The following is a 20,751-nucleotide window of genomic DNA, read 5'->3' as shown; positions in this document are numbered from 1 at the left end:
CGCTATCCTGTATCTGCCACTAGGACGCCTGCGTCGAATCCGCCACACATGCCGATGACATGTCGATGAAACGTCATTTCTCGATGTTGCGCGAGTTCCGGCTGGCCGATTGGTTCACCCTCGGCAATGCTTTCTGCGGGACTGGCGCGGTGTTCGCGGCGATGCGTTTTCTACAGGATGGCCGATGCAGCGACCTGCTATTCGGGATGGCGCTGATTCCATTGGCGTTTGTGTTCGATGCCTTGGATGGCCGGGTGGCGCGTTGGCGCAAGTCGGCTTCCACCCTGGGCCGCGAATTGGATTCGCTGGCCGACGTGATTTCCTTCGGTGTCGCTCCGGCGGCGTTGGCCTACGCCTGCGGCATGCAAGGCGGCTGGGACTGGCTGGTGCTGAGCTTCTTCGTGTGTTGTGGAGTCAGCCGCTTGGCGCGCTACAACGTCACCGCCGAGCAACTAGCCGGCGATGACGACAAGGTTCCGTATTTCGAAGGAACGCCGATTCCCAGCAGCCTGGGCTTGGTGATGGTGCTAGCGATGGCGGCGCATTTTGGCCGCATCGGCGATGCGTTGTGGTGGGGGCAATGCCGCCTCGGCCCTTGGTTGCTGCACCCATTGGTGCTGTTGTTCGCGTTGTCCGGATCGTTGATGATCAGCAAGACCCTGCGCATTCCCAAGCCCTGAGCTGCGACGTATTGCTATCATCGCCAACAGGCTTGGGAGAGTGGCGATGAAAGCTAGCGGTGGCACGAGCCCCGGCGATTTCGAAGCAATGGCACGGCAATACTGGGACGCCTGGAGCGCCATATTGCGTCAGGGGAGTGCAGCATCGGCGGCAGCGCCGATGCGCGAGAACGGTTCCTGGCGCGAGGCGATCGACGCCTGGGCGCAATGGCTGCCGCGTAGCACGTCAACGCACACCGAGGACGCTGTCGCACGGTTTCAGCAGCATGCCGGCGATTGGCTCGGTGCGATGCAGCAAGTGGCCGTCGGCTTCGCCGGACGCGACGCCAGCAGCGCCGAGGTGGCCGATGCCTGGAAGCGGCAGGTACAGAGCCAACGCCAGCAATGCCTGCAGTGGTTGCTCGGTTCGCTGGGTGGCGCTGGTCAGGCCACGCTTGACCCGTGGCTGCAGCAAGCGGCGCACTGGATGCAGGGGGGGCAACGCGACAGCAGTCCATGGCTGCAGATGCCCGGGTTCGGCCCGGCGCGTAACCATCATGCGCGTTGGCGGGCGCTGACCAAGGCGCAGCAGGAGTATCTGGCGCAGTCGCAGTCTTATATGGCGCTGCTGCATGCTGCCATCGACCGCGCGTTCGTCGTGTTCGAGGAGAAATTGCGCGCACACGAGGACCCAGGCCGGCAATTGACCAACGCGCGGGCGATGTTCGACCTGTGGATCGACGCCGCCGAAGAAGCATATGCGGCAGTGGCATTGTCACCGGAGTTCCGTCAGGTCTACGCCGATTTCGCCAATGCGCAGATGCGGCTGCGGGCGCTGCTGCAACGCGAGGTCGAGCAGGTTTGCGAGCAAATGGGCCTGCCGACGCGCACCGAGTTGGATGCCGCGCATTGCCGCATCGCCGATCTGGAGCGGCGCCTGCGTCGGCTGGAGCGCGGCGCGGGGCAGGGGGCTGGCACGGCGCGCCCGTCAGTGACGGAGCGTGCCCCAGCCGCCGCCCTCTCGACGTCACCGACCGCGCCCGCTAAACGCACCGTGTCCAAAAAGACAGCAGCGAAGACGGCTCAGGCCATGCCGTCGGCAACTGCCAAGGCGCACCGCAGCGTCGGCGCGTCACCGCCACGCCGGAGCCGCGCATGAAGGGGCCACTGAGTTTCAGCAGCGACGATCTGCTGCAGGAAACCCTGGAACTGCAGCGCAAGTTGCTCGAGGGCATGCGGGTATTGCCTGGCCTGGACGAGGTGCAGTACGGGGCCACTGCACGCCAGGAAGTATGGCGCGATGGCAAGGTCGTGTTGTACCGCTTCGTCGGCAGCAAGCCGCCGACGGCCAAGGTGCCATTGCTGATCGTGTACGCCCTGGTCAACCGCCCGTACATGGTGGACCTGCAGGCCGATCGTTCCCTGGTACAGGGCTTGCTGGCGCTGGGCGAGGATGTGTACGTGCTGGATTGGGGCTACCCAGATCGATCCGAGCGCTATCTGACCCTGGAAGATTACTTGCTGCGCTACATCGACGGTGCTGTGGACCATCTGCGTGACAGTAACGCTAGCGCGCCAGTGAATGTCCTGGGCATTTGCCAAGGCGGCACGTTTTCGTTGTGCTATGCCGCGTTGCGACCGGAGAAAGTGCGCAATCTGGTCACGATGGTCACCCCGGTGGATTTCCACACACCGGACAACATGCTGTCGAACTGGGTACGCCAGGTCGACGTGGATCTGTTCGTGGATACCTTGGGCAACGTACCAGCCGACCTGATGAACGTCAGTTACCTGATGCTCAAGCCATTCCGCTTGAATCTGCAGAAATACGTCGGTCTGCTCGACATCCTCGACGATCCGCAGGCGCTGGAGGATTTCCTGCGCATGGAAAAGTGGATCTTCGACTCGCCCGACCTGGCTGGCGAGACATTCCGCGAATTCGTCAAACAGTTCTATCAAGACAATGCCCTGGTGCATGGCCGCGCACGGATCGGCGACCACACGGTGGATCTTGGACAGGTGACGATGCCGGTGCTCAATGTCTACGCCGAGCAGGACCATTTGGTGCCGCCGGACGCCTCGCGGGCGTTGCGCGGGGTGGTCGGTAGCCACGACTACGCCGAACTGAGTTTCCGCGGTGGACATATCGGCATCTACGTCTCTGGCCGTGCCCAGCGCGAAGTGCCGGCATCGCTGCATCGCTGGCTGGCCGAGCGCGACGGTGGACACTGAGCTTGCCGTCTACCGTAGTTCGTCCATTCGGCAGCGCTCTGAGAGCGTTTCATGTCGAAATGACGGATTTGCGTTGTCGCATCACCATGTTTGTCGCGCGGGCCCATGCGGCGAACACGACAGACAGGCGGTGACGATCTGTTCCAGTCGCTTACAGAGAGGGAGTTGAGTTGGCATAGTTAATTTCATGTGATTATTCAGCAATGCATTTGTAGAGCAATATCCCTGGATGAGCCTTGATGCAGCACTTCCTCACATGATGCTGTGTCGTGTTCGCGTCAGCTTCACTGAATTTCAGCTATACGAAACGTGATGTCTGGTCGCTGTCGAGATCGGGCTCAGCACGGGTGGTGAGAAGCCACTGCTGACTCAGTGCGTGTGCATGCCCATGAAAGACACCAAGCGTGGATCTGAGATCCACGTCGAACGTCTGCTTGGGGTGAGCAACCGGCAGCCAAGGATCATGGTGCTGGAGTCGTTGCAAGACGATATTCTGGTGGAGCGTTTGCATAGGTATGATTCACGTTGCCCCCGGCGTGCGAACCCTGGGGTGGTTGCCCGCCTAGTCGGGCCAGCGATGGTTCGCATCGACCTGCCCCGACCATGTCCGCATCCGACTCCAGCCCCGACCATTCGTTGCCTGTAAGCGTCGACTCGGACGCGCCTACGGGCGTGTCCAACCGGAGCAGCGATATCTTCTTCGCTGCGGTGCAGACCACGCGCATGCCGATGATCGTCACCGATCCGAACCAGCCGGACAACCCGATCATCTTCGTCAATAACGCTTTCCTGGAGATGACCGGCTACAGCAAGGAGGAACTGATCGGCAATAATTGCCGCTTCCTGCAAGGGCCGGACACCGACCGCGAAACCGTGCGCAGCGTGCGTGATGCGATCGCTTCGCACACCGAAGTGGCTGTGGAGATCCTCAACTATCGCAAAGACGGTTCCAGCTTCTGGAACGCGCTGTACATCTCTCCGGTCTACGACGAGTGCGGCAAGCTGGTGTACTTCTTCGGCTCGCAATTGGATGTCAGCCGCCGCCGTGATGCCGAGGATGCCCTGCGTCAGGCGCAGAAGATGGAGGCTCTGGGCCAGCTCACCGGGGGTATCGCGCACGACTTCAACAATCTGCTGCAGATCATGTCCGGCTATCTGGAGCTGATCGAGCATGCGGTGCAAGGCGAGTCGTCCACTCCGCTATTGTTGTCCAAGAGTGTGGAGCGTGCCCGCGATGCGGCCAGCCAGGCGGCGCGGTTGACCCAACAATTGTTGGCGTTTGCGCGCAAGCAAAAGTTGGAAGGACGCGTACTCAATCTCAATGCGCTGGTAGCGGGGATGAGCGATGTGGCAAAGCGCACCCTCGGCGACAGCATTGCATTCTCGCTGGAACTGGCCTCGGATTTGCGCAATTGCCGGATCGATCCGACACAGGCCGAGGTCGCGTTGCTGAACATCCTGATCAACGCACGCGATGCGATGGCCGAGCAGTCCGTGCCGCGGTTGGTGATTCAGACCCGCAACGTGTCGGTGCGCGTCAACGAACCGACGACCTACGATAATCTGCTACCCGGTCACTACGTGTGCGTATCGGTCACCGATAACGGCAGCGGCATGCCGCCGGAGGTGCTGGCCCGCGTTCTGGATCCGTTCTTCACCACAAAGGATGAAGGCAAGGGGACTGGCCTTGGCCTGTCGATGGTGTATGGCTTTGCAAAGCAATCCGGCGGTGCGGTGCGTTTGTATTCCGAAGAAGGCCATGGCACCACCGTGCGCTTGTATTTCCCCATCGACGACAACGTCGAGAACATGGCGCCACGCGACTCGCGCGCACGTCGCCCATTCGATCGCCAGGGCGACGAGACCATCCTGATCGTCGAAGATCGGCCGGATATCGCCGACTTGGCGCGCCTGTTCCTGGAAGATCAGGGCTACGTCACGCATGTGGTGTACAACGCGCGCGAAGCGCTGGCGTTGATCGATACCGGTATCCATGTGGACTTGCTGTATTCGGACCTGATCATGCCCGGCGGCCTCAATGGGGTGATGCTGGCGCGTGAGGTGCGGCGCCGACAGCCGCGCATCAAGGTATTGCTGACGACCGGCTATGCGGAGTCCTCGATTGAACGCACCGATGCCGGTGGTAACGAATTCGAAGTGCTGGCCAAGCCCTACAACCGTCAGGAGTTGACCCGCAAGGTCCGCATGGTGTTGGATGGTCCGAACGGAACGGAGTGAGTTGAACGCGACAGGTCTGCGTGCGCCTGTCAACGGGTTCCCCGGTGGCGCGCGCACTGCGAAAATAGCGGTTTTCCGCAAGGCGGCTTCGGCCGGACGCAATGCACGACACTCAGCTCGCCCAGCAGATCGCCAATACCATCGCCGCGGAGATCGGTGCGCAACCAGCGCAAGCGCGCGCGGCCATCGCGCTGCTGGATGAAGGCGCCAGCGTCCCGTTCATCGCGCGCTACCGTAAGGAAGTCACGGGCGGCCTGGACGATACCCAGCTACGCAATCTGGAAGTGCGTCTGGTCTACCTGCGTGAACTGGAGGAGCGCCGTGCCGCGGTCCTGAGCAGCATCGCCGAGCAGGGCAAGCTCAGCGATCAATTGCGCGCGGAAATCGTCGCCGCCGACACCAAGTCGCGATTGGAAGACCTGTACCTGCCGTACAAGCCCAAGCGGCGCACGCGCGCGCAAGTCGCCCGCGAGGCCGGGCTGGAACCGTTGGCCGATGGACTGCTGGCCGATCCGTCGCAAGTGCCGGAAACCGTTGCCGCCGGTTTCGTCGATGCAGACAAGGGCGTGGCCGACGTCAAGGCGGCGTTGGAAGGCGCACGCGCGATCCTGATGGAACGCTGGGGCGAAGATGCGTCGCTGGTCGGCGAATTGCGTACCTGGTTGAGCGAGGTCGGGGTGATCCGCGCTCGCGTCGCCGAAGGCAAGGAGCAGGAAGGTGCCAAGTACCGCGATTATTTCGATCACGCCGAAGCGCTGGCCAAAATTCCCTCGCACCGCTTGCTGGCCCTGTTCCGTGCGCGCCGCGAAGACATCGTCTCTCTGGAACTGGACCCGGGCAGCGACCCTGACGCTGGCCACCAGTATGCCGAGGGACGGGTCGCATTGCGTGCCGCTATCGCCAACCAGGGCCGGCCTGGGGATCGCTGGCTGCTCGATGCATGCCGCATGACTTGGCGTGCCAAGTTGCACATGCATTTGCTACTGGATCTGTTCAACCAGGCGCGCGAAAAAGCCGAGGCCGAGGCAATCGCCGTGTTCGGCGACAACCTGCAGGATTTGATGCTTGCCGCGCCGGCAGGCCCGCGCGTGACCTTGGGGTTGGACCCGGGTATCCGTACCGGCTGCAAGATCGCGGTGGTCGATGCCACCGGCAAGTTGCTCGCCACCGAGACGATTTATCCGCACGAGCCGCGCCGACAATGGGATCAGGCGTTGCACACCCTCCAGCAGTTGTGTACCCAGCATGGCGTGGAATTGATCGCCATCGGCAACGGCACCGCCAGCCGCGAGACCGACAAGCTGGCGGCGGATCTGATCAAGCAGAATCCGCAGCTGTCGCTGGAAAAGATCGTGGTCAGCGAAGCGGGCGCTTCGGTGTACTCGGCCTCGGAATTGGCGGCAAAGGAGTTCCCGCAATTGGACGTATCGCTGCGCGGGGCGGTGTCGATCGCGCGGCGTCTGCAGGACCCGTTGGCGGAACTGGTCAAGATCGAGCCGAAGGCGATCGGCGTGGGTCAGTACCAGCACGACGTGGACCAGTACCGCCTTGCGCGGGCGTTGGATGCCAGGGTGGAGGACTGCGTCAACGCGGTGGGCGTGTACGTCAACACCGCCTCGGCGGCACTGCTCTCGCGGGTGTCGGGGCTCTCGTCCAGCGTGGCCGAGAACATCGTGCGTCACCGCGACGACAATGGTCCGTTCAAGCGCCGCAAGGATCTGCTGAAAGTGTCGCGGCTGGGCGAGAAGACCTTCGAACAGTGCGCCGGCTTTCTGCGCATTGCCGATGGCGAGGAGCCGCTGGATGCCTCGGCAGTGCATCCGGAAGCGTATCCGGTGGTGGAGCGCATCGTCGGCGCCACCGGCAAGCCGATCAAGGCGCTGATCGGCGATGGCAGTTTCCTGCGCAGCCTCAAGCCCGATCAGTTCACCGATGCGACGTTCGGTGTGCCGACCGTACGCGACATCCTCAAGGAACTGGAAAAGCCAGGTCGCGACCCGCGTCCGGAGTTCAAGGCTGCACGTTTCGCCGACGGCGTGGAGGACATCAAGGATCTCAAGCCTGGCATGGTGCTGGAGGGGGTGGTCAGCAACGTCGCCGCTTTCGGCGCATTCGTCGATATCGGCGTACACCAGGATGGCTTGGTGCATATCTCCGCCTTGTCGGACAGTTACGTCAAGGATCCGCGCGAGGTGGTCAAGGCCGGCGATATCGTCAAGGTCAAGGTGCTCGAAGTGGATGTGGCGCGCAAGCGCATCGCACTGACCAGGCGCCTGGACGACACACCGGCACCGACACGGGCAGGCGAACGCGACGGCAGCGCACGCGCGCCCGCCGGTGCGGTGCGTCGCGCGCAGCGCGGCGGCAACCGGGAAGGCGGCAACGCCAAAGCACGGCCCCCTGCTATCGCACCGGCCAACAACGCCCTGGCCGACGCGTTCGCGCGGGCAAAGCGCGGCTGAAGAAGACGCTGGCTGCCGACTGATGTCGGCAGTCCGCAGGCTCAGGCTGGTTCGGTCTTGGAGCTGGAGCCTTGTTCGGTGACCGGCGCTGGCGAAACCAGCGAGGCTGCCAGCTCGATCAACTTCAACGGATCCACTGGTTTGCCCAGGTGTGCATCGAAGCCGGCTTCCAAGGCCAGCGTACGATCTTCGCTGCGCACGTAGGCGGTCAGTGCGACTGCGGGAATGCGGCTGGTCGCGCCGGCCCCGCGTGCGCGGATGCTGCGAATCAGGCTGTGTCCATCGCGGCGCGGCATGCCCACGTCGCTGACCAGCAGCGCATAAGGGCGCTCGCGCAACAGTGCCTCGGCGTCGTCGGCGGATACCGCGATTTCGACTGTCGCACCGGCTTCTTGCAAGAAGCGCTGGGTGACGCCGCGAGAATCCATGTCGTCGTCGACCACTAACACGCGGACTCCGTCCAGACGAATGCCGCCAGCACGCAAGCCGCCGCTGGCGATCGCGCCGCCTTCGTGGCTGCGGATCTGATCCAGTCCATGTAGGTCGTTGCGTGGTAATAGCAGGGTAAAAGTCGAGCCGAGGCCGAGGCCATCGCTGATGACCGACAGTTGCCCATGATGCAGTTCCGTCAATTGCTTGGCGATGGACAAGCCCAGGCCGAGTCCACCGGCACTGCGCGTACTGCTGGCATCGGCCTGACTGAAGCGGTCGAATACGTGCGGTAGAAACAGCGGTTCGATACCCAAGCCTGTATCGCTGACCTCGATGCGCATATGGGTGCTGCTGTTGCTCAGCGTTACCGTGATCTTGCCTGTGCTTGGAGTGAACTTGATCGCATTGCCGATCAAATTGGTTAACACCTGCTGCAGGCGTACCGTATCGCCCAGATACGGGGGGAGCGGCGTGCTGTCGGCGACCAAAACGATATCGACGCCCTTGTCTTCGGCACTGGGCCTGGCGGAGTCGATCGTTTCCCCGATCAGAGTGCGCAGATCCAATTCTGTCGGTTCGAGGCGGACCTTGCCGGAAAGAATGGCGCTCATGTCCAGCAAGTCGTCGATGATCTGCGCCTGGGTATGGGCGCTGCGCTCGATCACCTGCAGGCCCTTGCTGATATCTTTTTCGAGCACCTCCGTCTCTTGCTGCATCAGCCGCGCCCAGCCCAGGATCGCATTGAGTGGGGTGCGCAATTCGTGACTCAATGTGGCCAGAAATTCGTCCTTCATGCGGCTGGCCCGTTCGGCTTCGCTGCGTGCATTCTGTTCGGCGTCGAGCAGTTGCTGCAGGCGTAGGTCGGTTTTACGGCGTTCGATGATAATGCCGGCCAGCCGCGAGGCCGAGCGGGCCAGCTCCTGTTCGTGTGCGTTGGGGTAGTGCACGAACGGGAAATACAGCGCGACCGAGCCCAATACATCGCCATCGCTGGCGATGATCGGGGTAGAGCAGCAGGCGACGATGTCGGCTTCAACGGCCACGGTCAGATAGTGTTGCCAGTGCGCATCCAGGCGTATATCGCTGCACAGCACTTGCCGGCGCAGGTGGACCGCGCGTCCGCAGGAGACTGTGTTGGCATCGATCGGCAGGCGATGGATGGCCTTGCGGAATCCGGCCGGCATGCTCGGTGCCGCTCCCTCCAGCAAACATTGCTGATGCTCGTCGACGAGCATGATGGTGCAGCGCAAGCCCACATCGCTCTGCGCTTCGATACCGTGCGCGATTGCTTCGAGCACCACGTTCAACGGTTTTCCAGTGGTGATCATCTCCAGCGCCGAGCGCTCGGCGGCGGTGGCGTGCTCGATGCGCTTGCGTTCGGCGATGTCCATCAACGAGCCGATGAAGCCGAGGAACTGGCCCGATGAACTGAAGCGAGGAGTCGCGGTATCCACGCACCAGCGGTACTCGCCGTCGTGGCGGCGCAAGCGGTATTCGATCGTGTAGGCGCGGCAGTCGTTTGACGCCCGCGCCAGCATGCGCCCGGTCGCGGCGACGTCGTCGACATGGATCTTTTCCAGCCAGCCGGCCCCTAGTGCTTCTTGTTCGCTCTGGCCGGTGTAGAGGTACCACTGGCGGCTGATGTACTCGTAATCGCCATCGGCATTGGACATCCAGATCATGACCGGCGCGTTGTCACATAGGTTGCGAAAGCGCAACTCGCTTTCCTGCAGGCGCTGTTCGACCATGCGGCGGTCGTGGATGTCGGTGTTGGTGCCGATCCAGCGTACGATCTGGCCAGCTTCGTCGCGGATTGCCAGGGCACGCCCAAGGTGCCAACGATAGTTGCCGTCATGACGGCGCAGCGGATACTCGATTTCGTAGGGTTCGCCGCTGCGCAAGGCTTCCGGCCACACCTGCATCATCCGCGCCAAACCTTCTTCGGTATGGACCTTGCGCCAACTGTCGTAGCCAGTTTCGCCGACCGGCAGACCGGTGTACTCGTACCAGCGTTTGTTGAAGTAGTCGACTTGGCCGTCTGGCATGGTGGTGAACACGATCTGCGGCATTGCATCGGCCAACTCGCGCAGGCGTGCCTCGCTGCTGGCCAGTTCCGCCTGCGCGCTCGCCCGTTCCATCGATTCCCAGCAGCGTGCCGCCACCAGCCTCACCAGTTCGATTTCCGCCGGCGTCCAGACGCGTGGATAGGTTTGGTGCACGCTGATCATTGCGACCAGACGTCCGGCCTTGTGTAGCGGCGCGGTCAATACCGCACGCAGCTCCAGGCGCCGTTGATCGAGATCGTCCAAGCGCAGTGGAGGAGTATGGGATCGGGTATCTGCTACGACCCAGGGGCGGTTCTCGCGCAGGCAGTCGAGCAGATCGCTGCCGAACTCGCTCAAGCACGAGCGTCCAGTGCGGTGAGCGGCACCGTCGACGTAGTCGGCGCGGACATCGAAGGTGTCTTCGTCGGGGGCGACGATCGCGTAGGCACAGCGGTTCGCACGCAGATGCTGGCCGAGCATCGCCGCGCCGGTTTCGCAGATAGCCTCGGCGTTGTCCAGATTCTGCAACGTGTCTTCCAGCATCAGCAGGAAACTGTCGTGCGGCTGAGAACGAATCTGCTCGGTACGATCGATGCCATGCACCAGCACTCTGGTGACCTTGCCATCGGCGTCGCGCATGGGGTGGTAGATACAGTCCACATTGGTTTCCGACATCGCCCCGTGTGCGGTGCGGCGCAGGTTGAAAGTCATCGACTTGCCGGTGAACGGCATGCCGCTGGCACGCACGGTGTCCAGTAGTTGCAGGAAGCCTTGCTGGTGGATCTCCGGGATTGCCTCGGCTAGCGGTCGGCCGACCAACTCGCGTGGCCCGATCAGTTCCTGATAGCGTGGGTTGACGCTTTCGACCACGTAGTCGGGGCCGCGCAGGATGGCCAGTGCGGTGGGGGATTGCTCGAAGGCATCGGCCATCTGGGTGCGTTGCACGTCCAGATCACTCAGCAATGTATCGCCCTCGCGCGGCTGGGTGGTGTGCACGGTGTCTTCCATGCAAACGCACAGCACACCGCCGATATCGCCGTTGTCGTCGTAGAGCGGGCTATGGGAGAAGGTGAAATACACCTGCTCGCTGTAGCCGTTGCGCAGCACCGTTAGCGGCATGTGCGCGTTCCAAGTGGATTGCCCGGTAGCGAAGACCTGTTCGGCCTGCGCATTCACTGCCGGCCACACGTTCGGCCACACCTCTTCGGCTGGGCGTCCGAATGCAGCGGGGTGGCGCAGTCCCAGAAGCGGGATGTAGGCATCGTTGTACAGGCGACTCATCCGCTCGCCCCAGCAGATCACCATCGGGAAACGCGACGCCAGGCAGATGGACAGGGCGGTCCGCAGGCTTTGCGGCCAGTGTTCCATGGGGCCCAGTGAGTGGTTGGGCCAGTCGATTGCGCGCAACAGCTCCCCCGTGACGCTGCCGGCAGGAAGCCGGACAGCAGGCGGTGAACGGTCGTTTGCGTTGATGGCGGTGTTCCTCGAATGTAGCATGTCGCGGTGACAAGCTTGCAATTAAGGATTCTCAGGGACGTGCGGTCATCTTGGTGTGAGCGTCTTCCAATGCTTTGATGAGCTGCTCGGACAGATAGGGTTTGGTCAGCACCACGCCCGTGGCGAAACCCGCCGGCAGGGACGCGGCGGCCACTCCAGTGGCCAGCACGTAGGGCGTGGCGCGTTCGGTCAATACCCGGGCGACTGTCTCACTGGTTTCGCCAGCTGCCAAGCGGAAATCGAGGACCGCCCGATCCGGACGTTCGCTGTCGATCAACGCCAGGGCTTGCTTCACCGACGCAGCGATACCGACGACATCGGCACCGGCCTGGGCAAGCTGTAACTCCAGCAGCGTCGCGTTCATTTCGTCGTTCTCGACCACCAAGATACGCAGGCCCCGCAATGCCGACATCGCTTGCTCGTTAAAGTTTCAGAAATGAGAGTATAGCGGCAGCGGCAATCCCGCCGTGTAGACTTGCTACTGCATCCCGCCGCATGATTGAAGCGGGCCCCTATGGTGTTTTGGTAGTCGAGTCGGTTATACTTGTCGGCCGCGCCGAAGTGGCGGAATCGGTAGACGCAGCGGACTCAAAATCCGCCGCCCTTAAAAGCGTGTGGGTTCGAGTCCCACCTTCGGCACCAATGCATTGTTTCAGGGCGTCCGATAAAGTCCAGAAACTTCAAAAAAACCCGCAATTTAGCGGGTTTTTTTTGTGCCCGTTAATCCGGTGGTGTCCAGGGGTGTGCGTTGAAATCCGGTGGCAATTGGCGGTAGCTTTGACGGTAACAGCAGTTGTTACCGCACGTTGAGGCCAAGAGTTACCGCCATGCCGCTGACGGATACCGCCATCCGCAAGACCAAGCTTTGGAGTTGCCCCTCTTAAACTGCGCGATGGAGGCGGCCTGTACCTGCTGATGAGACCGGATGGTGCCCGCTGGTGGCGCTGGGATTACCGCCGACCGAACACCGGCAAGCGCAACACGCTGAGCCTTGGCACCTACCCCGATACCGGCCTTGCCGATGCACGGGATAAGCGCGACGCCGCGCGCAAGCTGCTGGCTGCTGGTGTGGACCCAGGCGAGCAACGGAAACGGGCCAAGGAGCAGGCGGCCATGGTGGCTCCCGCTGGGGAGACGTTCGAGACCGTGGCCCGCGCGTGGATGGCCCGGCAGACCGTCGCGCGCGTCACGGCGGAGAAGAATCGCTGGTTGCTGGAAACCTTCCTGTTCCCCGAGATCGGCAGCCGACCCATTGGCGAGATCACGCCCCGTGAGTTGCTGGATGCCCTGCGCAAGATTGAAGCCACCGGCAAGCTGGAAACTGCTGGCCGTGCCAAGATCAAGGCCGGCCAGGTGTTTCGTTACGCCATGCTGGAAGGCAAGGCGGAGATTGATCCCACCGCCAGCCTGCGAGGCGCGCTCAAAACCGTCAAGGCCCGCCACCATGCCGCCGTAACCGATCCAGTCAAGATCGGACAGTTGTTGCGCGCCATCGAGGGCTTCATTGGGCAGCCCGTGACCCATGCAGCATTGAAGCTGGCCCCGCTGGTGTTCGTGCGCCCCGGCGAGCTACGGGCGGCGGAGTGGGGGGAAATCGACCTGGATGCCGCCATGTGGCGTATCCGCCCCGAGCGGATGAAGATGAAGGCGGCGCATTTAGTGCCCCTGTCCAGCCAAGCTGTGGCGATCCTGCGCGATCTGCATGCACTGACCGGTGGTGGCCCCCATGTATTCCCCGGCCTGCGCCCGAACCGCCCCATGTCGGAAAACACCATCAATTCCGCGCTGCGCGCACTGGGCTATTCCGGTGATGAGATGACGGGTCACGGCTTCCGCAGCATGGCGGCGACGCGGCTTAATGAAATGGGCTGGAATGCCGACGCCATCGAGCGACAACTGGCCCACGCCGAAACCAATAAGGTCCGCGAGGCATACACGCACGCGGCGCAGTACCTGCCCGAGCGCGTGCGCATGATGCAGGCATGGGCGGATTATCTGGACAGCTTACGCACGGGCGGTAACGTCGTACCGCTGCGGGCCAAGGCCGGCTAAGCTTCCACCGAATACCCGCACCTAGACGACGAGACGAAAAGCCGGACGCCCTGCCGGCTTGGTGTGGGAACTTTCTCTCCAGGGGCGCAAGGGTGTGCCATGTCGACCGAAGTGGAGCTTCAACGCCAGCTACGCACACGCATAAGCGATCTGTGTGAGTGGCTTTCAGGTGCGCTAGAGATAGGCGAGGTGCGCGGAGTCGAATCTGTGATGCTCGCAAAAAAAGCCTTGTATGTATGGCTCTGCGAACGCTGGGACAATAACGAAGGAGATACAGAAGGTGCGCTCGCCTACGCACTGGAATGCTACGTGGAATCTGGCCCGGCTTGGGCACGCGAAGAATATTCGCTTGAAGCTGATCTTTCCATTACTGCGGATCCCCCTTGGGAACTGAGCGAGTTCCATCTATTGGTCGCATCATTCTTGGCCGATCAAGCACTTTTGGCCTTCAATCGCGGATCAAAGAAGCAATTAATTTTGGCTGCGATGCTCTATGCCGACGCTGTTGAATGCCGAGAATACTGGAGCCATGTACGCGGACCTGCTGGTGCGCGAAATCCGAAAACCATGCTGGGTGAAGTTCATGCTGCGGCGAGGTTGCTGGATGAAAGGATCGCTGTTGACAAAGAGCAGAGAAGCCGCGCCAGGAGAGCCGTTGCAGCCAAACTCAGGAATGACCCCAAGCAAGTCGCAAAGTCGCAGGCGTTCAAGATGTGGCAGGACTGGCAATTGGGAAAAGTCGTGCATATTTCCGGTGCTGCATTCGCACGCCATGTGGTGGAAACATTGCCCATTGATGACACAAACACGGTACAGCGGTGGATGAGGGCTTGGCGAAAAGTAGGCGCATCCGGTAACGCCTAGGCGCATGCCGTAACGCCTAGGCGTTACGAGTACGACCATATGAACGCTTGTCCGAGGTGTATTTAATAGGTATCGCCCGGCCCAATGGTGGCCGAAACGAGACGATACCGTGCACCACATTTCACTCCCCGAAACCGGGTTTCTGCGACTCCCTCAAATCGTCGGCCGCGCTGCCGATCCCGACACCAACACCACGGCTATCCCGGCACTGATCCCGGTTTCCCGGTCGACCTGGTGGGCCGGCGTGCGGTCTGGCCGATATCCGCAGCCTGTCAAGCTGGGCGAACGCTGTACCGCCTGGCGTGTGGAGGATATCCGCGAGCTGATCGAACGCACTGCCAGTGCAAAGGCGGCGCCATGACCCAAAAACGTCGCAGTCCGCGCAAGGCGGCCCACGATGCACACGCTGGCGCGCTGGGTGCATGGCGAATGTATGGTCAGGCCGACAGGGGCGGCACGTCTCTGCCGGACAACTGGCGCGACCGGCTGCCGGACCCAGCCGATTACTACCGCCAACATGTTGCCAAGCTGGGCAGGCCAAATGGGAGCGGCTGGGCGCAGGGTGTTTCCCCCTTCCGGGATGAGCGTGAGCCGTCCTTTTCCGTCTGCCAGACCAATCCGCGCGGCCCCTGGCGGGACTTCGCTACTGGCGAGACCGGTGACCTGGTGAGCTTCCACATGCGGCTGACCGGCAAGCCGTTCAAGGAAGCCGTGGCCGACCTGCTGGCTGGGGTGCGCCGATGAACGCGATTCCTGTTGAGAACCCGCATGTAGCAGCACGCCACATCCTGGCTCACTTCCTGGCCGAGGGCTACCAGCCGACCGGTCTACACGAATACCGCGATGCTCAGGGCAATCCGGTGTTCTGGCGCGCGCGCTGCAAGCACCCCGATGGCCGGAAGGAAATCCGGCCCTTCCGTTGGAACGGGACGCGCTACGTCCCCGGCGAGCCGCCAGCGCCACCGGAGGGCAAAGTGCTGTACCGCCTGCCAGAACTCCTGGCCGCCAATCCCGGTGCCATCGTCTACGTGGTGGAGGGCGAAGCCTGCGCCGATGTCTTGGCCGCCCTGGGCCTGCTGACCACCACGTCCGGTAGTAGTTCCAGCGCCGGGGCGGCAGACTGGACACCACTGCGCGGTCGTCGGGTGCGCCTGTGGCCCGACAACGACGCGTCGGGGCGCAAGTATGCCGTCGATGTGGCCGAGCACCTGCGCGCGCTGGGCTGCACGGTGGAGGTGATCGACATTGCAGCCATCGTCCCGCCCTTGCCCGATAAGGGCGATTGTGTGGACTGGCTGTCCGTCAACCTGGAAGCTGATGCAGTCGCGATAGGTTCATTGCCACTGGTGCAGAGCGCGCCGGATGCAGCGTGCGCGGATACATGCCACAGGCCACATGTCGAATTGATACGCGGCAACAGTCTGATACCTGAGCCAGTAAAGTGGGTATGGAACGGCTGGCTGGCCGCTGGCAAGCTGCACATCCTGGGAGGCCAGCCGGGGACGGGTAAGACCACTATCGCCATGGCGATGGCCGCAACCGTGAGCAGGGGAGACCCGTGGCCGGACCACTCACCCAGCCGGCGTGGGAATGTGGTGATCTGGTCCGGTGAGGATGATGCGCGCGACACGCTGGCCCCACGCTTGCTCGCCATGGGCGCGGACATGGCCCGCGTCTATTTCGTGCAGGGCGTGCGGGAAAAGGGCGAACGGCGTGCATTCGATCCGGCGATAGACAGCGATGTGTTGCAGGCCGAACTGAATAATATCGGTGACGTGGTGCTGTTGGTCATCGACCCCATCGTCTCTGCCGTGGCTGGCGACTCGCACAAAAACGCCGAGGTACGGCGTGGATTGCAACCGCTGGTCGATCTTGCCCAGAACCAACGCTGTGCCTTGTTGGGTATCACCCACTTCACCAAGGGTACGGCAGGCCGTGAGCCAGTGGAGCGCATTACCGGGTCGCTGGCTTTTGGTGCATTGGCCCGGTTGGTCATGGTGACGGCCATAACCCAAGCGAGAGACGGCGAGGCGGCTAAACGGTTCCTGGCGCGAGCCAAGTCGAACATCGGCCAGGACGGTGGCGGCTACGTGTACGACTTGCAACAGGTGGAACTGCAAGATTTCCAAGGCGTCATTGCATCATCAGTGCGATGGGGCGCAGCCCTGAAAGGAACGGCGCGGGAGTTGCTAGACGATGCCGAACGCCAGGACGACGGCCAACGGCAGGATGCCGCGGACTTCTTGCGCGAGCTATTGCGCGATGGGACGCAATCGGCGAAGGACGTGTATCGGGAAGCCGGTGAGGCCGGGTTCTCGGTCGATACGATTAAACGGGCAAAGGTGAAAATTGGAGTGGTGGCGGTCAAGCGTGGCGGCCACTTTGGCGGTGGCAGGCAGGAATGGTTATGGCAGTTACCGGCTGACAACTGCACTGAAGGGAGTGAAGGGAGCGGACAAAATGATGCGCCCCCTTCAACCTCTTCAGGCGATGGAGTGCTCCCTTCATGGAGTCAATGAACGCCATCGCCTTGCCCGAACTACACCCGCAGGCATCGTGTCGCCATGGTGGCGGATGGGCTTTTCACGATGTTGCTGCCTGCATGCAGTTAGATCGAACGTGACGCCGCCGACACAATGCAATCGGACGCTCAAGAATCTGGTTGCCAGTGTCGTGTTGGTACGAAGCGACACTGTAGGAAAATTCCTACAACACGGCAGTCAGAATCCTGATTCTCCTGGCCTGCCAGCGACGAGAGACTATGCATGCCGGACGCGGGTGCCATGATGGCCACTCATCTCGCGTGGTGCCTGAGCAGCGCCAAGCCGGCACCTCGCTATCGCGATCACGCACTGGGTAGTAGGCTGTTTCTTTCCCTCCCCACTGGTGGAACTATGGCTGTGCGATTTCCTGTTGCCACGCCGTCCCGTGCAGCACTTCCCCTTCTGCTAACCGCCGTCTTCGCCCACTCTCTGACAGGATGTTCGCGCATGAATACGCCGACCAACGCTCCGACCAATGAACCTTCCGGCATCCACCTGATCGGGAATATCCCCGTCGATGCCCATAACACCGTGCATATCGATACGAGTAAGCCGATACCGTTCAGTACGCATACGTTCGGGGCGATGTGTTACGACACCTATGGCTGCAAGGTGCTGTACAACGACAGGTATGAGGCCAACGATCCCGACGATGTCAAACAAATCTCGTCGGCGTCGCTAGGGGGGCGCTACCCCGGCAACCTTCACGCTGGCACGATTGGCATCCGCAACTTCCCACACTTCCCCCCCCCCGCCGAGGTGACATGGCGCTCCAAGGAAGGCCAGCCGCACCATGCACTGGTCGATCTCGAAGCCATCTTCAAGGACAAGGTGATCCTGCATCATGTGCCGCAGAATCAGTTGCCGCCGATCCTGCACGCGGATATGCCTCCAGACATCATCCTGGAAGTGAACGACCGTACCATCAATGTGTATATGCGGGCATTTGTGGAAACATCTGTTCCGCAGCGTCCAGGTAGGCCGGATAGTTATTTCCGCAATGACCTGATCCTCGCCTACACCAAAACCTACTGATGGCGTCCTCGCCAGGGAGCATGCAATGGGCAACGAACAGACCGACCCAAATAAATGGCCGGATGCCGTGGAAGTCTATCCGGCGACAGCGCAAGACTTGGCCATATATGCGCACAGCCGCCATGAGTTGGCGCAGTTCCAGGCGCCGCTGCTGGTCAGTCAACAGAACCCCCACACTCGTTTGTTCGTGGCCTGTTTCGATGGCACCGGTAACGACAAGAACAAAGATCCTCAGCACATCACCAATATCGGCATTCTGTACGACCAGGTGCAAACGGCAGCAAAGAAAGGCTTTGAAAATATCGGAGGCTACTACGTCCCCGGCGTAGGCACTCAGGACAATGCCTTGACGAATACGCTCGATGGTGCGTTTGGCTATAGCTACGGTCCACGGATGGAAGAGATGTACTTGAATTTCATCCTTCAAGCCAGGGCATGGCACGACGAAGACCCCAAAGCCGAAATCAGCATTGTGTCCACCGGCTTCAGCCGTGGCGGGGTCACCGCGGCCATGTTCACTCGCATGGTCCATGAACGTGGCATCCAGGACCCGGTCGGCATGAACATCGACCGTGACTCACACGGCCAAATCCTCAAACTCACCCCCACGCATCCGCCGCTGGTGCCACCAGGCCGCACCGCGCAGACCGTGGGTTTGCTGGACCCGGTTGCCACCGGCGAGATGAATTTACAGGATGTGCGCTTGCCGCCCTCGGTGGTGTCGGGCTTGCAACTCACCGCCCGCGACGAACGCCGCGATCTGTTCCCCGCCAAGGACATCCTGCATCCCGGCCATTCCCATGACGGGCGCTTCCTCAATCTGGTCCACCCCGGCGCGCATTCGGATATCGGCGGTTCCTACCTGCTCAATGGTTTGTCCGTGCGTAACGGCAATCTATTGTTCGATTATGTCAACAGCCTTAGCGATAAACCGTTCCTGCAACCGCGCACTGTGTCCAGCGCGCCGGAAATGAACGTCATTCACCGCTCCGAACAACACGGTTCTTACTACACCACCACCATGGCGACGACCCTCGGGCATCGCGTACATGTGCATAACCTGGATGGCTCGGGCATGACCCAGGCCCCAAACGATGCGCAATCCCTGGATGCCGGGCTGCGCGCGCACTTGCCCTTGCGCCCGGTGGCGGTCTCGACCGAACGCACCGATCCAACGCTGCCGGCGTTCTTCCGGGAGGGACCGCATCCGCATGCGTTAGCGGCACCACCGTTGCCGGCGTACTTGCAGCAAGGCGCAATGCCACCCAAGGCTACCCCGCATGTGGCGGCAGAGCAGGCGAAGGCAGTCGAAGTGCCGCCACGGCCACATTCGCCGGAATATCTGGTTGCCTTGGCTCGGATACAGCGCATTACGACGGCGATAGAAAACGGCGACATGGAAACCCTAAGCAAGGAGAGTGAAGCTTTCACCAACTCCCCGCGTGGCCAGGCCATCATGGCGAAGGCAAGCGCGATCGTGCAGCGGGAAGAACAGGAGCGCGCACGGCAGGAAGCGCAACGACCACCGCGCGACCCGCGCGAAGCCGGCCATCCCGATCATGCCTTGAACCAAAGCATCCGCGCGCAGGTCGAGAGGCTGCATACACGCAATGGAATATGCCCGACGAACAAGACGCTCGATCACCTGACCGCAGGCGTGGCCTTGAATGCGCGGGAACATGGGCTGACGCGCGTGGATCAGTTGCACTTCAACGCCGACAAAAGCGCCATTGTGGCCGAGAGAAAAAGTGACGGCTTCGACTTCCTACCCCGGTTCAGCAGCACGAACATCCAGCAAGCGATGCAGACTCCCCCCGAGCAGGCGTATCAACAGATGGCAGCTGAAACGCAACGTCAGGCGGATGCGCAGCAGATGATCCAACAGCAAATGGCGCAGTCCCGACAGGGGCCATCGCAAGGACGTTAACTGAAATTGATAAGAAGGATTACCTGCATGCACGACGATGAACAGGCCGATTTGGATGTCCACATTGCGGCGATGATCAAGCGGTTCGATGCACGCTGCGACCTGATCGAACACCGTCTTGGCGCACTGGCCGAGCAGCTGCCATCGCAGGCCCAGGAACATCTGGCACGCTGGTTGCAGAGCGCTTCGGGTCAACTGGAAAGCGTCACCCGCGCCGGACTGGAGCCGCCCCTGGCCGAGGCGCGAGGCAGTGTGCAGGGGATTACCACGGCGGCGGATCAGACGGTGCGGGCATTGCAACTCACCCGGCGCGACATGATCTCCATCGTGCGTTGGGTGTGGATCGGGGGCGGCGTGTCGTTGCTGTGTGCGCTCGTCGCTTTGGTGGGAACGTATAAAATGCTTTACGGCGACTACGCGACCCGTTACGACGCACTGAGGACGCAGTTGACTTATCTGGAGGCGATCAATCGCTCGGACATCGTGCCCTGCGGCGATGGCCGCTTATGCGTCAATATCGACGACAAGGCACCCAAACTCGGCGACAAGAAGCAGTATCGGCTGGTGAAACCCAGGCCATAGCGACGACACTCTCATGATCTGTTGCAGATTGTGGAGCGATCTGACCGGAATAGAATGTCAGGCATGATGATGCCCCCACAGAATCGGGAGCGATTGGCGATCTGTCGCCTGTAGAGTTCGAGCGGCGCTACGCGCAACGAGGGTCATGAGTGTCTACAAAAGCCTGGGCGATTCAGGTAGCAT

15 protein-coding genes and 1 tRNA gene are annotated in these 20,751 nt (G+C 61.7%); 14 read left to right on the top strand and 2 right to left on the bottom strand.

The genetic code is table 11. The annotated features are described in order from the left end of the window. Positions 1 to 65 precede the first annotated feature (65 nt). From XaFJ1_RS07870 to XaFJ1_RS07850, 5 genes are all read left to right on the top strand, one after another. On the top strand, positions 66 to 680 hold the full coding sequence (locus XaFJ1_RS07870) for a CDP-alcohol phosphatidyltransferase family protein (protein ID WP_045756876.1): 615 nt from the start codon (positions 66 to 68) through the stop codon (positions 678 to 680). A 46-nt stretch (positions 681 to 726) separates the two neighbouring features. Next, positions 727 to 1,818 carry a class III poly(R)-hydroxyalkanoic acid synthase subunit PhaE gene (phaE, locus tag XaFJ1_RS07865; RefSeq protein ID WP_012916138.1) on the top strand — a complete coding sequence of 364 codons (1,092 nt, stop codon included), beginning with the start codon at positions 727 to 729 and terminating at the stop codon, positions 1,816 to 1,818. Further along, positions 1,815 to 2,891 carry a class III poly(R)-hydroxyalkanoic acid synthase subunit PhaC gene (locus tag XaFJ1_RS07860; protein WP_012916137.1) on the top strand — a complete coding sequence of 359 codons (1,077 nt, stop codon included), beginning with the start codon at positions 1,815 to 1,817 and terminating at the stop codon, positions 2,889 to 2,891. Before phaE ends, XaFJ1_RS07860 begins: the two co-directional genes overlap by 4 nt. A 603-nt stretch (positions 2,892 to 3,494) precedes the next feature. Further along, entirely contained in the window at positions 3,495 to 5,129 is a 1,635-nt protein-coding gene (locus XaFJ1_RS07855; protein WP_012916136.1) for a hybrid sensor histidine kinase/response regulator, read from the top strand. Positions 5,130 to 5,230: 101 nt separating this feature from the next. Next, entirely contained in the window at positions 5,231 to 7,591 is a 2,361-nt protein-coding gene (locus XaFJ1_RS07850) for a Tex family protein (RefSeq protein WP_012916135.1), read from the top strand. A gap of 41 nt (positions 7,592 to 7,632) precedes the next feature. Here the strand turns inward: XaFJ1_RS07850 and XaFJ1_RS07845 are convergent, their stop codons facing one another. Further along, on the bottom strand, positions 7,633 to 11,436 hold the full coding sequence (locus XaFJ1_RS07845; protein WP_238988308.1) for a PAS domain S-box protein: 3,804 nt from the start codon (positions 11,434 to 11,436) through the stop codon (positions 7,633 to 7,635). Positions 11,437 to 11,596: 160 nt separating this feature from the next. Continuing rightward, positions 11,597 to 11,977 (bottom strand): response regulator, encoded by a 381-nt coding sequence (locus XaFJ1_RS07840; protein WP_012916133.1) that lies wholly within the window; start codon positions 11,975 to 11,977, stop codon positions 11,597 to 11,599. Between the two features lie 143 nt (positions 11,978 to 12,120). Here XaFJ1_RS07840 and XaFJ1_RS07835 point away from each other — a divergent pair. From XaFJ1_RS07835 to XaFJ1_RS16140, 9 genes are all read left to right on the top strand, one after another. Beyond that, positions 12,121 to 12,207: transfer RNA gene (locus XaFJ1_RS07835), tRNA-Leu, on the top strand. A 273-nt stretch (positions 12,208 to 12,480) separates the two neighbouring features. Continuing rightward, positions 12,481 to 13,617: a tyrosine-type recombinase/integrase gene (locus tag XaFJ1_RS07830; RefSeq protein ID WP_012916132.1), complete on the top strand. Its 1,137-nt coding sequence runs from the start codon at positions 12,481 to 12,483 to the stop codon at positions 13,615 to 13,617. 99 nt (positions 13,618 to 13,716) lie between these two features. Next, a complete protein-coding gene (locus XaFJ1_RS07825) occupies positions 13,717 to 14,481 on the top strand; it encodes a hypothetical protein (protein ID WP_012916131.1) in 765 nt (254 codons plus the stop codon). A 109-nt stretch (positions 14,482 to 14,590) separates the two neighbouring features. Then, positions 14,591 to 14,842, top strand: coding sequence for a helix-turn-helix transcriptional regulator (locus XaFJ1_RS07820; RefSeq protein ID WP_045756875.1), 252 nt, complete (start codon positions 14,591 to 14,593; stop codon positions 14,840 to 14,842). Then, the gene (locus XaFJ1_RS07815; RefSeq protein ID WP_012916130.1) at positions 14,839 to 15,225 is read left to right on the top strand and encodes a CHC2 zinc finger domain-containing protein; all 387 of its coding nucleotides are present in this window, start codon (positions 14,839 to 14,841) and stop codon (positions 15,223 to 15,225) included. Before XaFJ1_RS07820 ends, XaFJ1_RS07815 begins: the two co-directional genes overlap by 4 nt. Then, entirely contained in the window at positions 15,222 to 17,000 is a 1,779-nt protein-coding gene (locus tag XaFJ1_RS07810) for an AAA family ATPase (RefSeq protein ID WP_012916129.1), read from the top strand. The genes XaFJ1_RS07815 and XaFJ1_RS07810 overlap by 4 nt, the downstream gene beginning before the upstream one ends. Positions 17,001 to 17,471: 471 nt before the next feature. Beyond that, positions 17,472 to 18,059 carry a hypothetical protein gene (locus XaFJ1_RS07800; RefSeq protein ID WP_012916128.1) on the top strand — a complete coding sequence of 196 codons (588 nt, stop codon included), beginning with the start codon at positions 17,472 to 17,474 and terminating at the stop codon, positions 18,057 to 18,059. Between the two features lie 25 nt (positions 18,060 to 18,084). Further along, complete coding sequence (locus tag XaFJ1_RS07795) at positions 18,085 to 19,986, top strand: T6SS phospholipase effector Tle1-like catalytic domain-containing protein (RefSeq protein ID WP_012916127.1); 1,902 nt, start codon at positions 18,085 to 18,087, stop codon at positions 19,984 to 19,986. A 27-nt stretch (positions 19,987 to 20,013) separates the two neighbouring features. Further along, positions 20,014 to 20,568 (top strand): hypothetical protein, encoded by a 555-nt coding sequence (locus tag XaFJ1_RS16140; RefSeq protein WP_012916126.1) that lies wholly within the window; start codon positions 20,014 to 20,016, stop codon positions 20,566 to 20,568. Positions 20,569 to 20,751 lie beyond the last annotated feature (183 nt).

This window comes from Xanthomonas albilineans (assembly GCF_009931595.1).
In the GTDB taxonomy this organism is placed as follows: Bacteria; Pseudomonadota; Gammaproteobacteria; order Xanthomonadales; family Xanthomonadaceae; genus Xanthomonas_A; species Xanthomonas_A albilineans.
Note: the sequence above shows the minus strand (reverse complement) of the source record. Positions and strands in the feature narration are given on the sequence as shown.

Bases quoted from the DNA above. Each gene is read 5' to 3' on its own strand.
- XaFJ1_RS07870 (WP_045756876.1), top strand. From the start codon at position 66: ATGAAACGTCATTTCTCGATGTTGCGCGAGTTCCGGCTGGCCGATTGG.
- phaE (WP_012916138.1), top strand. From the start codon at position 727: ATGAAAGCTAGCGGTGGCACGAGCCCCGGCGATTTCGAAGCAATGGCA.
- XaFJ1_RS07860 (WP_012916137.1), top strand. From the start codon at position 1,815: ATGAAGGGGCCACTGAGTTTCAGCAGCGACGATCTGCTGCAGGAAACC.
- XaFJ1_RS07855 (WP_012916136.1), top strand. From the start codon at position 3,495: ATGTCCGCATCCGACTCCAGCCCCGACCATTCGTTGCCTGTAAGCGTC.
- XaFJ1_RS07850 (WP_012916135.1), top strand. From the start codon at position 5,231: ATGCACGACACTCAGCTCGCCCAGCAGATCGCCAATACCATCGCCGCG.
- XaFJ1_RS07845 (WP_238988308.1), bottom strand. From the start codon at position 11,436: ATGGAACACTGGCCGCAAAGCCTGCGGACCGCCCTGTCCATCTGCCTG.
- XaFJ1_RS07840 (WP_012916133.1), bottom strand. From the start codon at position 11,977: ATGTCGGCATTGCGGGGCCTGCGTATCTTGGTGGTCGAGAACGACGAA.
- XaFJ1_RS07830 (WP_012916132.1), top strand. From the start codon at position 12,481: ATGAGACCGGATGGTGCCCGCTGGTGGCGCTGGGATTACCGCCGACCG.
- XaFJ1_RS07825 (WP_012916131.1), top strand. From the start codon at position 13,717: ATGTCGACCGAAGTGGAGCTTCAACGCCAGCTACGCACACGCATAAGC.
- XaFJ1_RS07815 (WP_012916130.1), top strand. From the start codon at position 14,839: ATGACCCAAAAACGTCGCAGTCCGCGCAAGGCGGCCCACGATGCACAC.
- XaFJ1_RS07810 (WP_012916129.1), top strand. From the start codon at position 15,222: ATGAACGCGATTCCTGTTGAGAACCCGCATGTAGCAGCACGCCACATC.
- XaFJ1_RS07800 (WP_012916128.1), top strand. From the start codon at position 17,472: ATGAATACGCCGACCAACGCTCCGACCAATGAACCTTCCGGCATCCAC.
- XaFJ1_RS07795 (WP_012916127.1), top strand. From the start codon at position 18,085: ATGGGCAACGAACAGACCGACCCAAATAAATGGCCGGATGCCGTGGAA.
- XaFJ1_RS16140 (WP_012916126.1), top strand. From the start codon at position 20,014: ATGCACGACGATGAACAGGCCGATTTGGATGTCCACATTGCGGCGATG.